The sequence below is a fragment of the Pseudohaliea rubra DSM 19751 genome (assembly GCF_000764025.1).
GTDB lineage: Bacteria > Pseudomonadota > Gammaproteobacteria > Pseudomonadales > Halieaceae > Pseudohaliea > Pseudohaliea rubra.
Window position 1 is genome coordinate 66,807 of sequence record NZ_KN234755.1, and the last position, 14,762, is coordinate 81,568.

Sequence of the window (14,762 nt, forward strand, 5' to 3'; positions counted from 1 at the left end):
GTTCCCGGGGGCGGGCGAGTGAGGCTCAGATTGTAGGGTTGCCGAAGCGGCGGCGCAATTTGCGCATCCCCCCGAGCCAGCGATCGTAGTCCTGCGCCTTGCGCTGTCGATAGCTCTCCACCTGCGGGTGCGGGAGGATCAGAAAGCGCTCCTCTGCCAAACCATCGATGACCGAGGCGGCCACCTGTGCGGGGGAAATAACACCGTCGACACCGGCCGTGCCGCCGCCTTCCACGGAGGCGATCATCTGCGTCGCCACTGCCTGGGGACACAGGCAGGACACCTTGATGCCGTCATCGCCATGGGTGATGGCAAGAGCCTCGGCAAAACCGACGGCTGCATGCTTGGTCGTGGAGTAGGCCGCGTCACCTACCTGGTTGAGGAGACCCGCGGCAGAGGCCGTGTTGAGAAAGTACCCCTCGCCGCGCGCAATCATACCCGGGAGACAGGCGCGCGCTGCGTATACGTGGGCCATCACGTGAATATCCCACATGGCCTGCCAGGTGGCATTGGGTGCGGAGGTGGCATACCAGGGCTCACCGTCACCGGCGATGATCCCGGCATTGCTGCAGAAGAGGTCAATGCGACCGTAGCGGGTCTCCACCTCCTCGACCAGCGCTGCCAGCGCAGCCTCCTGGCGCACATCGAGGCCATGCCCCTCTCCGCCGACCGCTGCGGCCACTGCCTCGGCAGCTGCACCGTCGAGATCGGCCACGATGACCGTCGCAGCGCCGGCCGTCGCGAAGGCCTCGCACAGTGCCTTGCCGATACCATTGCCGCCGCCGGTGACGACGACAAGCTTGCCGGTGAGCTCCATGGTCCCTCCGCCGCCTTAGGCCGCGTCCCTGCCGTAGCTCAGGGCGTTGAAGAGGCCCTGGTGGTAGTCACCATTGCCGAAGGTCGCGTTGATCATCATGAGCCGCTTGGCGTAATGGCCGATATCCAGCTCATCGGTGATGCCCATACCGCCGTGAAGCTGTATCGCCTCGCCATAGATGTGCTTGCCCGCCTTGTCGATCATAACCTTGAGCGCGTGGATATCCCGAGCCGGGTCGTCGTCTTCCTTTTCCAGCGCACAGACCGCCCGATACAGCAGCGACCTGGCCTGCTCGCAGGACATGAAGGTGTCGACCATGCGGTGCTGCAGCGCCTGGAAGCTGCCGATCGCGACGCCGAACTGCTCGCGGGTCCGGGTGTATTCGAGGGTCTTGGCGTTGAGCCGGTCCATGATGCCGAGCGCTTCGGCGCCGAGGGCCACGCAGGCATCGGAGATTACTGCCTGCATAAGCGGCAGTCCCTCGTCGACGGCGCCCAGCACATGGCTGGCACCCACCACCACCTCGCGCAGCACGACGTTGGCAACGCGCTGGCCGTCCATAAGCCGGTAGTCAACAAGCTCCACGCCCGGCGCATTGGCCGGCACGAGGAACAGCGTGATGCCGTGCTTGTCTGTCTGCTCGCCGGCGGTACGGGCCGACACGATCAGAGTATCGGCATTGGCGCCGTTGAAGACCACTACCTTCTCGCCATCGAGGAGGTAATCCTCACCCTGGCGCGTCGCCCGGGTCTGCACATCGGCAATTTCGAAGCGGCTCTGCCGCTCGAGATAGGCAAAGGCGCCGAGGCAGCTGCCTTCGATAATGCGGGGAATAAAATCGCCTTGCTGAGCCTCGCTCCCGCCACGGCTGAGAAGGCCGCCGAAAAGGACCACGGTGGCGAAGTACGGTTCAACGACCAGCCCCTTACCGAACTCCTCCATCATGACCATAAGGTCCACCGGGCCCCCACCGAAGCCGCCGAACTCCTCGGCAAAGGGCACAGACAACCAGCCAAGCTCGGCGAAGGTATCCCAGTTCGCCTTGCTCATACCGGCCTCGGAGGCAACGACCTTACAGCGGGTGTCAAAGTCGTAATCATCCTGGATAAAGCGCGCCACGCTGTCGCGCAGCATGACCTGCTCATCGGTAAAATCAAAATTCATGTTGCTAACCTCGCGCGGCTGTCAGAGGCCGAGAACGGCTTTGGCGATGATGTTCTTCTGCACTTCGTTCGAGCCGCCATAAATAGTGGCGGCGCGGCCGTACATGAAGGCCTGGCGAGCGTCGCTGCCGAAGCTGTGCCCGAGCACCTCCTGGGCAAGCTCCGTGGGCAGCACGCCCTGGTAGTAGCCGGCGAGCTCCATCCGCAGTTCCTGGATCGCCTGCTGGATTTCCGTGCCCTTGATTTTGAGCAGCGACGACTCAGCGCCCGGGGCGCCGCCGGCGGCCACCGAGGCCAGCACCCGCAGCTCGGTGTATTCGAGGGCCATCAACTCGATCTCGATGTCCGACAGGCGCTGCTGGAACAGCGGGTCGTCGATGAGGAAGCGGCCGCCGTTCTGCTCCCGGGCTGCAAAGTGCTGCACCTCGGCCAGGGCGCGCTTGGAGTCGGCCACGCCGGCAATGGAGGTCCGCTCGTGCGCCAGCAGGGCCTTGGCATAGGTCCAGCCCTTGTGCTCCTCGCCGATGAGGTTGGCGACCGGCACGCGCACATTGTTGAACTCCACCTCGTTGAGGCTGTGGTGATTATCGATGGAGACAATGGGGTTCACCTTGATCCCCGGCGAGTGCATATCAATAAGCAGGAAGGAGATGCCGTTCTGCTTCTTGCCCTCGTTACTGGTGCGCACCAGGCAGAAGATCCAGTCCGCATACTGGGCGTAGGTCGTCCAGATTTTTGCGCCGTTGACCACGTAGTCGTCGCCATCGCGCTCCGCGCGGGTCTTGAGGGCGGCAAGATCAGAACCGGCACCCGGCTCCGAGTAACCCTGGCACCACCAGTCCTCGCTGCGCAGAATGCGCGGCAGGAAGCGCTCTTTCTGCTCGTCGTTGCCGAAGGTATAGATTACCGGGCCGACCATCTTCAGCCCGAAAGGCACCACATCGCGGACGCCAGCGGCTGCGCGCTCGGTCTCGTAGATGAAGTTCTGCGTTGGCGTCCACTCTGCGCCACCGTGCGCCTTCGGCCAGTTCGGGGCTATCCAGCCCTTGTCGTGGAGACGACGCTGCCAGTCGATGACAGCCTCCCGGAAAGTCGCCTTGTCGGCCAGGCGGGCCTGCAGGTCGTCATCATAGGCCTCGGCGAAGAAGGCCCGCACCTCGTCCCGGAAGGCGAGGTCTTCGGCGGAAAAGCTGGTATCCACGGCTGTTCTCCTTGCGTCCCCGAAATTTGACCTTCGGGTATGTTTTTCCTCGGCCCGGTACTCTAGCGGGTGAGCGAGAGGGAAACAAGCGTGTTTGGCGGGTGTGACACGCCCGGTCGGCACGGGCCGTTTCTCTTCGGCAGCGTGCCCTGCGGGCGCAGGAACTCAGTAGAGCAGGCTGTAGAGCTTGCGCTGGAACTCGGCGGCGAGGGGGTCGCCCTTGCCGAGGGAGGCGATAGTGTCGAGGAAGGCCTTCCTGCTGGCGCCGTCATTATGGTCCAGCTGGCGCTGAAGAATGAAAAACAGAGCCTCGAGGCCCTCGCGGTACTGCCCCGTGTCGGTGTAGTGCACCGCCAGCTGCGCCCGCAGGTCGAGATTCTCCGGGGCTGCGGCGAGCTGCTCCTCCAGGGCGGTCACCTCCGGGGATTTCGCCGACTCCCGCCGGATCGCCAGCTGCGCCCGACACTGCTCGTAAGCCGCGTCCTGATCGACCATCTTCACGGCATCAAGGACCTGCTCTGCCTCGTCGAGGCGATAGCCCTCAATCAGCGCATGCGCGTAGACCATGGCTACCTGGTGATCGCGGCCGGATTCCTCATAGGCCGGCCGCAGCAGCGCGATAGCGCCACTGGCATCCCCGGCCTGGAGCTTCTCTGCCGCCTCTGCCAGCACACCCTCAAAGGGCGACGGCAGATACTTCTGCAGCAGCTCCCGTATGGCAGCTTCAGGCTGGGCGCCCGCAAAACCATCCACTGGCTGACCGGCCTGCATCACCAGCACCGTCGGCAGACTGCGCACACCGAACTGCTGCGCCAGCATCTGCTGGGAGTCGGCGTTGACGCGCGCCAGCAGGAAGGCGCCACGGTACTCATCCGCCAGCCGCTCCAGCACCGGCATGAGTGCCTTGCACGGCTCGCACCAGTCCGCCCAGAAATCAATGATCACAGGGCGCTTGTGTGACTCGTCGATAAGGTAATGCGCGGCGTTGCTCTCGTCGATATCGACGACGTTGCCGCCGGCACCCGGTGCCTGGTCGATCACGGTGATTCCTCCTTCGGCCGCAGGCCGAGCACGTCCTGCATGTCATAGAGACCCGGGGGCTGCGCCGCCAGCCAGGCGGCGGCGCGCAGGGCACCGCGGGCAAAGGCCAGCCGGCTGCTGGCCTTGTGGGTAATCTCGATCCGCTCACCGTCGCCGGCAAACAGCACCGTGTGATCGCCGACAATGTCCCCGCCGCGGACCGTGCTGAAGCCGATGCTGCCCGGCCGGCGGGCGCCGGTCTGCCCCTCCCGGTGATAGACCGCGTCATCGCGCAGATCCCGGCCCAGGGCGGCAGCCGCCTCGTGGCCCAGGCTTAGCGCAGTCCCGGAGGGAGCGTCCACCTTGTGTCGATGGTGGGCCTCGATCACTTCCACATCAACCTCATCGCCAAGAACACGGGCCGCCTCGGCCACGAGGCGGAAGCACAGATTCACGCCGGTGCTGAAATTTGAGGCCTTGCAGATAGGTATGTCGACAGCGGCTGCGTCGATGTCCGCCAGCTCCTCGGGGCTGAAGCCGGTGGTACCGATGACCAGGGCCTTGCCGTGGGCACGGCAGGCGGCGACATGGGCCAGCGTCGCAGCGACCGAACTGAAGTCTACGAGCACATCGACAGCCCGGAGCGCCAGGTCGACATCGCTGCCGAGGAGAATACCGTTGGCGCCGACGCCGCCGAGTTCGCCGGCGTCGGCGCCGAGCAGGCTGCTGCCCGGACGCTCGAGCGCTGCGGCAAGAGCCATGCTGTTGCCGGTCTGGTCGAGCGCCTGGACCAGGGTCTGTCCCATGCGCCCGCCGGCGCCGGTAATACCGATGCGCAGGCTCATGGTTTCATATCGTCGAAAAAGCGTTTGACACCTTCGAAGAAGCTGGTCTGCCGGGGCGACTGCGCGTTGCCGCCCTGCCCCAGGCTCTCCTCGAACTGGCGCAGCAGGTCTTTCTGCTCCTTGTTGAGGTTCACCGGCGTCTCGACCACGGCGCGGCACAGGAGATCGCCGACACCGCCGCCGCGCACCGGCTGCACGCCCTTCCCGCGCAGGCGGAAGAGCTTGCCGGTCTGGGTTTCCGGGGGAATCTTGAGCTTGACCCGGCCATCGAGCGTGGGCACTTCCAGCTCGCCGCCGAGGGCCGCATCAACAAAGGTGATAGGAATTTCGCAGTAGAGATTCTTGCCGTCGCGCTCGAAGATCGGGTGCTGCTTGACGGAGATCTGCACAAAGAGATCCCCCGGCGGACCACCCTCAGGCCCGGCTTCGCCCTCGCTCGCGAGACGGATGCGGTCCCCGGTATCAACACCCGGGGGCACCTTCACAGAGAGGGTCCTGGTCTTCTCGACCCGGCCCTGGCCGCGGCAGCTCGTGCAGGGATCGGAGATAAGCGTGCCCCGGCCGCGGCAGGTCGGGCAGGTCTGCTGCACCTGAAAGAAACCCTGCTGCATGCGCACCTGACCCATACCACCGCAGGTGCCGCAGGTTGTCGGTGTGCTGCCCTTCTTCGCGCCGCTGCCGTTGCAGGTGCTGCAGGAGACGAGGGCCGGAACGCGGATTTCCACCGTGGTACCGCGCACAGCCTGCTCGAGGGTGATATCAAGGGTATAGCGCAGATCGGCACCACGCTGCGGCCCGCCGCGGGCCCGGCCGCCGCCGCCGAAGATATCGCCGAAGACATCACCGAAAATGTCACTGAAGTTGCCGCCGCCGAAGCCGCCGGCACCACCGCCCATGGACTGGTCTACGCCCGCATGGCCGAACTGGTCATAGGCGGCGCGCTTCTCGCTGTCCGTGAGAACGTCGTAGGCCTCCGTGGCCTCCTTGAACTTCTCGTCGGCATCCGGATCATCGGGGTTGCGATCCGGGTGATACTTCATGGCTACCCGGCGGTAGGCCTTCTTGACGTCCTTTTCATCGGCACCGCGACTGACGCCGAGCACCTCGTAATAATCCCGCTTTGCCATATCCCGTCCCGCACATGCCCCTCCGGCGGAAACAACAGCGCGGGAAACAGCGTCCCGCGCCAGGAGGGGGCGTCAAGCGGGGCCCGCCGGGCCCCGCGAAAGCGCCAGTTTACTTCTTGTCGTCGTCGACTTCCTCAAACTCCGCATCGACCGCATCGTCACCGCCAGCGGCGCTGTCGCCGGCATCGTTCTGCGCGCCGGCAGCACCCTCGGCGCTTTCGGCCTGGGCGGCATACATCTTCTGCGCCACGGGCCCGGTCGCCTCGGTAAGCCTGGTGGCCGCTGCGTCGATGGCGTCCTTGTCGTCGCCCTTCACCGCCTCTTCAGCCTCCGTGATAGCAGCCTCAATGGCTGCCTTCTCATCTGCCGTTGCGTGGTCGCCACCTTCTTCAAGGGTCTTGCGCGCCGCGTGGATGAGGCCTTCGGTGCTGTTGCGTGCGGTAATCAGTTCCTCGAACTGCTTGTCTGCCTCAGCGTTGGCTTCGGCGTCGGCGACCATCTTGTCGATCTCGTCGTCAGATAGCCCGCCGGACGCCGTAATGCGGATGGACTGCTCCTTGCCCGTGGCCTTGTCTTTGGCGGACACGTTGAGAATACCGTTGGCGTCGAGATCGAAGGTCACTTCAACCTGCGGCATACCCCGCGGCGCCGGCGGAATATCGGCCAGATCGAAGCGGCCGAGCGACTTGTTCTGGGCTGCCTGCTTACGCTCACCCTGGACCACGTGGATGGTCACGGCCGTCTGGTTGTCCTCCGCCGTGGAGAAAACCTGCGACTTTTTGGTCGGGATCGTCGTGTTCTTCTCGATCAGCGGCGTGGCCACACCACCCATGGTCTCGATACCCAGCGTCAGCGGGGTGACGTCCAGCAGCAGCACGTCCTTGACGTCGCCGGAGAGAACGGCGCCCTGGATGGCCGCGCCCATGGCAACGGCTTCGTCCGGGTTCACGTCCCGACGCGGCTCCTTGCCGAAGTACTCCGCTACCTGCTTCTGCACCAGGGGCATGCGCGTCTGGCCGCCGACAAGGATCACATCCTTGATCTCGCTCGGAGACAGGCCGGCATCCTTGAGCGCCATCTTCACCGGCTCCATGGAGCGGATGACCAGGTCTTCCACCAGCGATTCGAGTTTGGAACGCGACAGCTTGACGACCAGGTGCTTCGGCCCGGAGGCGTCCGCCGTAATGTAGGGCAGATTCACCTCCGTCTGCTGCGAGCTGGAGAGTTCGATCTTGGCCTTCTCCGCAGCCTCTTTCAGGCGCTGCAGGGCGAGCGGATCGTTGTGCAGGTCGATGCCGCTGTCCTTCTTGAACTCGGCGGCCAGGTAGTCGATCAGCCGCAGGTCGAAGTCCTCGCCACCGAGGAAGGTGTCGCCGTTGGTCGACAGCACCTCAAACTGATGTTCGCCGTCCACCTCGGCGATCTCGATGATGGAGATATCAAAGGTACCACCGCCGAGGTCGTAGACCGCGATGGTGCGATCGCCCTCGGCCTTGTCCATGCCGTAGGCAAGGGCAGCGGCCGTCGGCTCGTTAATAATGCGCTTGACCTCAAGACCGGCGATCTTGCCGGCATCCTTGGTGGCCTGGCGCTGGGAATCGTTGAAGTAGGCCGGGACCGTGATCACCGCCTGGGTGACCGGCTCGCCGAGGTACTCCTCGGCCGTCTTCTTCATCTTGCGCAGCACCTCGGCAGAGACCTGCGGGGGGGCCATCTTCTCGCCCTTGGCGGCCACCCAGGCGTCACCGTTGTCGGCAGCAACGATTTCATAGGGGACCATCTTGATGTCCTTCTGGACCACATCGTCCTTGAACTTGCGGCCAATGAGGCGCTTCACAGCAAAGAGCGTGTTGCTCGGGTTGGTGACCGCCTGACGCTTGGCGCTCTGTCCGACCAGGATCTCACCGTCTTCCGTGTAGGCGACGATGGACGGCGTGGTGCGGTCCCCTTCGGCGTTCTCGATGACCCGGGTTTTGTCACCCTCCAGCACAGCCACACAGCTGTTGGTGGTGCCCAGGTCGATTCCAATGATCTTGCCCATGTCAAATCTCCTCTCGGGTCGCACTGGCGACCCGCTGTTTCGCTAACTGCTTCCTATATTGGCCCGGTGCCGCGGAATTCAAGGGCCCATCCGGGCAGGTGGTCCTTCAGGCCCCGGCGTCGCCCGCCGCCGCCTTGCTCACCATGACCATGGCGGGCCTGATGAGGCGGCCATTGAGCGTGTAGCCCTTCTGCATGACGGCGACCACCGTGTTCGGCTCGACATCAGGGTTCTCAACGCTGCTCATGGCCTGGTGGTACTGGGGATCAAAGGGCTCTCCGGCGGGCTCTACGGCCTCGATATTGAATTTGCCCAGGGCATTCAGGAAGCTTTTCAGCGTGAGCTCAACGCCCTCGGCAATGGGCCGGAGCTGTTCGTCATCGCCGGAAGCGGACTCCAGAGCCCGCTCGAGGTTATCCACGACCGGCAGGAGTTCACTGCAGAAACGCTCCAGAGCGTACTTGCGCGCCCGCTCCACGTCCTGCTCGGCCCGTCGGCGGGTGTTCTGCAGCTCGGCCTGGGCACGCAGGACCTGTTCGCGTGCTTCCTCAAGCTCCGCGGCCAGCGCCGCGCTCTCGCCGCCGTCATCGCCGGCGGCGGCTTCGCCATCCGGGGCTCCAGCCTGCTCAGCCTTCGCTGTTTCAGTTGCTTCGGCTGCCGCCGCTTCACCCTCTGCGGGTGAAGCCGATGCCGCCGCAGCGGCTTCCGTGGCCTCTTGTCCGGCGCTTTCCGGCGGCACCTGCGGTTCCTGCTCCTTGTCGGACACGCGCTCCCTCCCTTAGGTCTTGGCTGGCGTTGGGGAGTTCATGGGGGCGGCGCCGGCCTTTTCAAGGGCCGGCCGGGCAGGGAAGCGGGCCCGTCAGCGGGCAAGGGCCGAGGACAGCATCCGGGAGGTCACATCAACGATGGGGATCACCCGATCATAGGCCATGCGCGTTGGGCCGATGACCCCGAGCACGCCGAGGGGCCGGCGGCCATCGCCATACGGTGCCGTGATCACGCTGAAATCGCCGAAGACCTCGTAGCCCGCCTCCTCGCCGATAAAAATCTGTACGCCATCAGCCCGGGTGCAGCGCTCCAGCAGGTGCAGGAGATCTTTCTTGCGCTCGAACACCTCGAAGAGCTCCCGCAGCTTGTCCACGTCCTCGGCGCCGGCGCTGTCCAGCAGATGCGCCTCGCCGGCGACCAGGCAATCCTCGTCGCGCTCCTCCGGATCCAGGGCCTGGCTGGCCAGGTCCAGCGTGGCCGTCAGGTAATCGTCGATGCGGCTGCGCGCTTCGCGCATCTCGCCGAGAAGCTGTTCTTTAACACGATCCAGGGGCTGCCCACCGAAGCGCTGGTTGACCAGCGCCGCCGCCTCGCGCAATTCACGGTCGCTGAAGTCCCGGGCTGTGTGAATGATGCGGTTCTGCACCTCGCGCTCGTTAATGACGAGGATGACCAGGACCCGCCGGTCTGACAGCGGCAGGAACTCCACCTGTCGAAGCTGCTGCGCCTCCTGCCGGGGCACCGTGACGATACCGGCCTGGGAAGTGATCGCCGACAGTAGGGAGGAGGCGGTCTGTACCAGGTCCGTGGAGCTTTTGTCCGGATTCAGGGCAGACCGCAGGATATCGACGGAGGCATCGTCCAGCGCCTTGACCTCGAGCAGGCTGTCAACGAAAAACCGGTAACCCAGGGCCGTGGGGATCCGGCCCGCGCTGGTATGCGGCGAGTGCAGATAGCCGCGCTCCTCAAGGTCCGACATGACATTGCGGATCGTGGCGGCGCTGACCGGCAGCCCCGCCTCTTCCTGCAGCGAGCGCGAGCCCACCGGCTGGCCGTCGCGGATATGCCGCTGCACCAGTGCCCTGAGCAGCGTTCGCGCCCTGTCCGAAATTTCCTCGTGCACGGTTGATCCGTCGCTTGTGTTGCCTGTCTTGTATCACAGCGGAGGGTAGGCGCAAAGGGAAGGACGGCCGCGATGTTTCCCGGGGGCGGTGTCTACGGTATAACGGTTTGTCATCCATGAGCGCGCGTCAAGTCCATGCTGGTACACCTGAGCATCCGCAACTACACCGTGGTCGAGGCCCTCGAGGTAGAGCTCGGGCAGGGCATGACCGCCATCACCGGCGAGACCGGAGCCGGTAAATCCATCATGCTCGACGCTCTCGGCCTTTGCCTGGGCGACCGCGCGGATCGATCGGCCATCCGCCCGGGCTGCGAGCGCGCCGAGGTCACGGCCACCTTCGATCTCGCCGACCTGCCCACGGCCCGGGCCTGGCTGGCCGAGCGGGACCTGCCTGCGGAGGAATGCATCCTGCGCAGGGTTGTCGCCGGAGACCGCTCCCGCGCCTACATCAACGGCAGTCCGGCGCCCCTGCAGCAGTGCGCGGAGCTCGGCCGGCACCTCGCTGACATCCACAGCCAGCATGCCCATCAGTCCCTGCTCCGGCGCGAGACCCAGCGGGCCCTTCTCGACAGCTACGCCGGTGCGGGCAGGGCCGCAGCGCAGGTCGCATCGCTGGCCCGGGAGTGGCAGGAGACGCGTGACGCCCTTGAGGCGCTGCGCGGTGCAGGCGATGAAGGCGAGGCGCGACGGCAACTGCTCGAATACCAGGTCCGCGAACTGGAAGAGCTGGCCCTGGGCGAGAACGAGCTGACAGCGCTGGAGGCCGAGGAAAAGCAGCTCGCCGGCGCTGAGGACATCCTCGCCAGCGCCGGTGAGGCGCGGGAGCTGTGCGAACAGCTTGAGGCCAGCGCCCAGCGTGCCCGGCGGCTCATCGAAGCCGACCGGCACCCCGGGAAGCACCTCACCAACGCCCGGGAAATGCTCGAGTCCGCGGCCATTCAGGCCGGTGAGGCGCAGGCGGACCTGCAGCACTACCTCGATACCATAGAGATCAGCCCGGAGCGACTTGCCGCCGTGCAGCAGCGCCTGGAGCAGGTCTACGCCGTGGCGCGCAAGCATCACGTGCAGCCGGAGGCGCTGCGCGAGGAGCATGCCACCCTCGCTGCAGAGCTCGAGCGCCTGGGCGGGGGCGAGGCCCAGGCCGAGGCCCTTGCCGGTCGCCTGCGCGAGCTGGAGAGCGCCTGGGAAGACGCCGCCACAAAGCTCAGCGCGGCGCGGCGCAAGGCGGCCAGGAAGCTCCAGCGGGAGACCGCTAAAGGTCTCGACAGCCTGTCCATGGGGCAGTGCAACTTCGAAGTGCAGTTGGCCCCGCGGGAGGCGCGGGCGCCACACCCGGCCGGAGCCGAGACCGTCGAGCTGCTGATCGCCACCAATCCCGGCGCCGCGCCTCAGCCCCTGGCGCGCATCGCCTCCGGCGGCGAGCTGTCGCGCATCAGCCTGGCGATCCAGGTGGTCACGGCGAGCGCCACCACCGTGCCTACCATGGTCTTCGACGAGGTGGATGTCGGTATCGGCGGCGCCGTCGCCGAGGTAGTGGGCCGGCTTCTGCGGCGCCTTGCCAACGGCGCCCAGGTCCTCTGCGTCACCCACCTGCCGCAGGTAGCTGCGCAGGCACACCGGCAGCTCAAGGTGAGCAAGGAAGGTGATCGCAAGGCGGTGCGCACGGCGCTCGCCGCCCTGGACGAGGACAGCCGGGTAGCGGAAGTGGCGCGAATGCTCGGCGGGGTCAAGGTCACGGACCAGACTCTGGCCCACGCGCGGGAAATGCTCGAGGCAGCGGCGGCGGGGTGACGCCGCCGACAGGGTCAGCCCTCGCCCTGCCCTTTCTTGCGCACGTAAAGCACCAGGGAGTGGTCGACCAGCTCGTAACCGTGCTCAGCGGCAATCTTCCGCTGGCGCTCCTCGATGACTTCGTCATGAAACTCGATGACGTCGTTACTATCGACGCAGACCATGTGGTCGTGGTGCTCCCCCTTGGCCAGCTCGAACACCGAGTGACCGGTCTCGAAGTTATGGCGGGTAACGAGCCCCGCGGACTCGAACTGCGTGAGCACGCGATAGACCGTCGCCAGCCCTACGTCGTCACCGGCATCGAGCAGGGCGCGGTAGACGTCCTCCGCACTCATGTGCTGCGACTGCGCCTCGGCGGCATCGAGAATCTGCAGGATTTTAACGCGCGGCAGTGTGACTTTGAGGCCGGCGTTGCGCAGCTCCTGATTTTCTTGAGCCATGGTCGGGGGTTCTCTGGTCTCTCGCGTGCCGGTATGATGCCACCCTTGATTTCCGAGGGAAAGCACTGCCCCATGCGCGTCCTCATCGCCAGTCTGCTCCTGCTCTGCCTCAGCGCCTGCGGCTTCGTCGGCTTCCCGGGCGTCTACAAGATCAACATCGAGCAGGGCAACATTATTACCCAGGACATCGTCGACCAGCTCGAGCCGGGCATGAGCCGGCGCCAGGTGCGCTTCATCCTCGGCACCCCCCTGGTGGAAGACAGCTTCAACCAGGACCGCTGGGACTACCCCTACGAGATCAAGCTCGGGGATGAGATCATCCGCAGGGCGATGGTCGCGGTCTACTTTGACGGGGACCGGCTTGTCGACGTAACGGGGGATTACCTTCCGGCCTGGGCGGAGGGCGCGGCAGAGGCAGAGGCAGAGGCAGAGGCAGAGGCAGAGGCAGAGACAGCAGACACCCCGGCAGGGGACGCCAGCTAGGGCTCGCCGCACCCACCCCGGAAATCACTCCCGGGGTTCCCAACGCCAGGCTTAAGGCTCTTCAGCACCGTCCTCACCAGCGCGACGTGCCTTCGCCTTCTCTGCCCGTGCCTTGCGCGCAGCTTTCGGATCAGCCTTGAGACCCCGGTAGATCTCGACCCGGTCGCCGGCCTTGAGCGGCTGCTGCGGCGGCACCGCCTGTCCGAACACGCCCAGGTGGGTCCCGGCATCAATGACCAGCCCGGGAAACTCCTGCTCGATACCCGACTGCTGGGCGGCCTCCAGGGCCGTCGTGCCCGCCGTCACCTCCAGGGGCACGATCAGCTGTCGCTCCGGCAGCGCATAGGCGACCTCCACAGCGATCAGCTTACCGTCGCTCATCCGTAGAGCTGCCCGGCACGACGGACAACCGCGTCGACGAGGTTGTTCGTCACCCGCTCGAAGAGGCGGCCCGCTGCGGCGCCGAGCAGGCTCGAGCGCACGACGAAATCGAGTTCCAGGGAGACCTTGCAGGCCGCATCACCGAGGGCCTGGAAGTGCCAGCGTCCGGCGAAGCGCTCAAAGGGCCCATCCTTCAACTCGAGGACAATACTTTCCGGTGCCAGCAGCTGGTTCCGCGTGGTGAAGCTCTGGGCAATGCCGCCACGGGACAGATCGAGGCGCGCCTCCATGGTGACGCCGTCCTGGCGCAGAACCTGCGCGCCAACACAGCCTTCCATGTACTGCGGGTAGGCCTCGATATCGTTGACGAGGTCGAAGAGCTGCCGCTGCGTGTAGGGCAAAAGAGCGCTGCGGTTGATGGCGGGCATGCTGGGTGCGATCCATGTCCTGGCCATGGTCTGGCCGTATCCGGGAGTGGGCGCCGGTCAGGAGCCCGGCGCAGCGAGCCGGAACCATACGACAAGCAGCCCCAGGGGAGCAACAAAGCGCAGCAGCAGGAGCCAGAGCCGGAAGAATCGGTCCGACTCGCGGTAGAGCTCCCGCCGCAGCAGCTCCGGGTCCATGCACCAGCCGACGAAGGTCGCCGCCGCGAGAGCGCCGAGCGGGATCAGCCAGGCGGTGGTCACCTGCTCCAGCAGCGGTAAAAGCCCGGCAAAGGGCGACTCCGGAGGGAGGGAGAAGGCCACGGCGAGGGCCAGCAGCCAGACGGTCACGCCCACCGCCAGTGCTCCCTGCCAGCGCCGCAGGAGCAGCCGTTGGCAGAGGGTCGCCACCGCCGGCTCCAGGAGCGCCACCGCCGTCCCCAGCGCTGCCAGGGCAACGAGGAAGAAAAACAGCATGCCGTAGGCATCACCCTCCTGGAGATTGCCGAAGGCATAGGGCAGGCTCACGAAGAGGAGCCCCGGCCCCATGTCCGGTGCAATGTTGTTGGCAAAGACCACCGGGAAGATCGCAATGCCGGCGGCGAGTGCCGCGGCACTGTCGAAGATCGCCACCGCAAGAACGGAGCGTCCCAGGGGCACGCGCTCCGGCGCATAGCTGCCGTAGCTCAGGCCCACCGCCAGACCGATGCCCAGGGTGAACAGAGCCTGGCCAAAGGCCACGAGCAGTGTGTCGTCGCGGAAGTCCAGCGGCTGGGTGGAGAAGAGGAAGGCCTGTGCTGCCGGCAGATCACCGTGATCCAGGGCGAAATCGATAAGCAGCCAGAACAGCGCCATGATCGACGGCAACAGCACCCAGGCAAGGGCGCCGGCACCGCGGCGCACACCCGACGCCGAGACAGCAACCGCCGCGGCGAGGAACAGGGTCTGCCAGGCCAGCATGCGCCAGGGGGCGGCGAGCAGCCCGTCGAGGAAGGCAGCGACATCCCGGGGGCTGGCCGCTGCGAAGGTTCCCCGCCCCAGGTGCCAGGCATAAGCCAGGGACCAGCCGCTAACCACCACACCATAACCCAGCACCGCCAGGGCCGTGATGGCGCCAAGCAATCCCCAGGCGCCCCAGCC

General features: G+C 65.8%; 15 protein-coding genes. 2 read left to right on the plus strand and 13 right to left on the minus strand.

Annotation, left to right across the window (positions count from 1 at the left end; translation table 11 throughout):
* Positions 1 to 25: 25 nt before the first annotated feature.
* The 9 genes from HRUBRA_RS06105 to hrcA form a co-directional block, all read right to left on the minus strand.
* A complete protein-coding gene (locus HRUBRA_RS06105; RefSeq protein ID WP_035515468.1) occupies positions 26 to 817 on the minus strand; it encodes an SDR family oxidoreductase in 792 nt (263 codons plus the stop codon).
* 15 nt (positions 818 to 832) lie between these two features.
* Positions 833 to 1,981: an acyl-CoA dehydrogenase family protein gene (locus HRUBRA_RS06110; RefSeq protein WP_035515469.1), complete on the minus strand. Its 1,149-nt coding sequence runs from the start codon at positions 1,979 to 1,981 to the stop codon at positions 833 to 835.
* A gap of 21 nt (positions 1,982 to 2,002) precedes the next feature.
* Positions 2,003 to 3,181, minus strand: coding sequence for an acyl-CoA dehydrogenase family protein (locus HRUBRA_RS06115; RefSeq protein WP_035515471.1), 1,179 nt, complete (start codon positions 3,179 to 3,181; stop codon positions 2,003 to 2,005).
* Positions 3,182 to 3,346: 165 nt separating this feature from the next.
* Entirely contained in the window at positions 3,347 to 4,222 is an 876-nt protein-coding gene (trxA, locus tag HRUBRA_RS06120; RefSeq protein WP_236629801.1) for a thioredoxin, read from the minus strand.
* On the minus strand, positions 4,219 to 5,046 hold the full coding sequence (gene dapB, locus HRUBRA_RS06125) for a 4-hydroxy-tetrahydrodipicolinate reductase (protein ID WP_035515474.1): 828 nt from the start codon (positions 5,044 to 5,046) through the stop codon (positions 4,219 to 4,221). The genes trxA and dapB overlap by 4 nt, the downstream gene beginning before the upstream one ends.
* The gene (gene dnaJ, locus HRUBRA_RS06130) at positions 5,043 to 6,173 is read right to left on the minus strand and encodes a molecular chaperone DnaJ (protein WP_035515475.1); all 1,131 of its coding nucleotides are present in this window, start codon (positions 6,171 to 6,173) and stop codon (positions 5,043 to 5,045) included. The genes dapB and dnaJ overlap by 4 nt, the downstream gene beginning before the upstream one ends.
* Before the next feature lie 109 nt (positions 6,174 to 6,282).
* Positions 6,283 to 8,214, minus strand: coding sequence for a molecular chaperone DnaK (gene dnaK / locus HRUBRA_RS06135; protein ID WP_035515477.1), 1,932 nt, complete (start codon positions 8,212 to 8,214; stop codon positions 6,283 to 6,285).
* 106 nt (positions 8,215 to 8,320) lie between these two features.
* Positions 8,321 to 8,980, minus strand: a complete 660-nt coding sequence (gene grpE, locus HRUBRA_RS06140) for a nucleotide exchange factor GrpE (RefSeq protein ID WP_035515481.1) — start codon at positions 8,978 to 8,980, stop codon at positions 8,321 to 8,323.
* Between the two features lie 93 nt (positions 8,981 to 9,073).
* A complete protein-coding gene (gene hrcA, locus HRUBRA_RS06145) occupies positions 9,074 to 10,105 on the minus strand; it encodes a heat-inducible transcriptional repressor HrcA (protein WP_035515483.1) in 1,032 nt (343 codons plus the stop codon).
* A gap of 135 nt (positions 10,106 to 10,240) precedes the next feature.
* On the opposite strand from hrcA, the gene recN reads away from it, so the two are divergent.
* Positions 10,241 to 11,896 (plus strand): DNA repair protein RecN, encoded by a 1,656-nt coding sequence (recN, locus tag HRUBRA_RS06150; protein ID WP_035515484.1) that lies wholly within the window; start codon positions 10,241 to 10,243, stop codon positions 11,894 to 11,896.
* Positions 11,897 to 11,910: 14 nt separating this feature from the next.
* Here recN and fur read toward each other — a convergent pair whose 3' ends face one another.
* Complete coding sequence (gene fur, locus HRUBRA_RS06155) at positions 11,911 to 12,336, minus strand: ferric iron uptake transcriptional regulator (protein ID WP_035515486.1); 426 nt, start codon at positions 12,334 to 12,336, stop codon at positions 11,911 to 11,913.
* A 72-nt stretch (positions 12,337 to 12,408) separates the two neighbouring features.
* Between fur and HRUBRA_RS06160 the strand changes: the two genes are divergently transcribed.
* The gene (locus tag HRUBRA_RS06160) at positions 12,409 to 12,819 is read left to right on the plus strand and encodes an outer membrane protein assembly factor BamE (RefSeq protein ID WP_035515487.1); all 411 of its coding nucleotides are present in this window, start codon (positions 12,409 to 12,411) and stop codon (positions 12,817 to 12,819) included.
* 51 nt (positions 12,820 to 12,870) lie between these two features.
* Here the strand turns inward: HRUBRA_RS06160 and HRUBRA_RS06165 are convergent, their stop codons facing one another.
* The 3 genes from HRUBRA_RS06165 to HRUBRA_RS06175 all read right to left on the minus strand — a co-directional run.
* A complete protein-coding gene (locus HRUBRA_RS06165; RefSeq protein WP_035515489.1) occupies positions 12,871 to 13,200 on the minus strand; it encodes an RnfH family protein in 330 nt (109 codons plus the stop codon).
* Positions 13,197 to 13,628, minus strand: a complete 432-nt coding sequence (locus HRUBRA_RS06170) for a type II toxin-antitoxin system RatA family toxin (protein ID WP_035515490.1) — start codon at positions 13,626 to 13,628, stop codon at positions 13,197 to 13,199. Before HRUBRA_RS06170 ends, HRUBRA_RS06165 begins: the two co-directional genes overlap by 4 nt.
* 57 nt (positions 13,629 to 13,685) lie before the next feature.
* A partial coding sequence (locus tag HRUBRA_RS06175; RefSeq protein WP_035515520.1) for an SLC5/6 family protein occupies positions 13,686 to 14,762 on the minus strand: 1,077 nt, incomplete at its 5' end.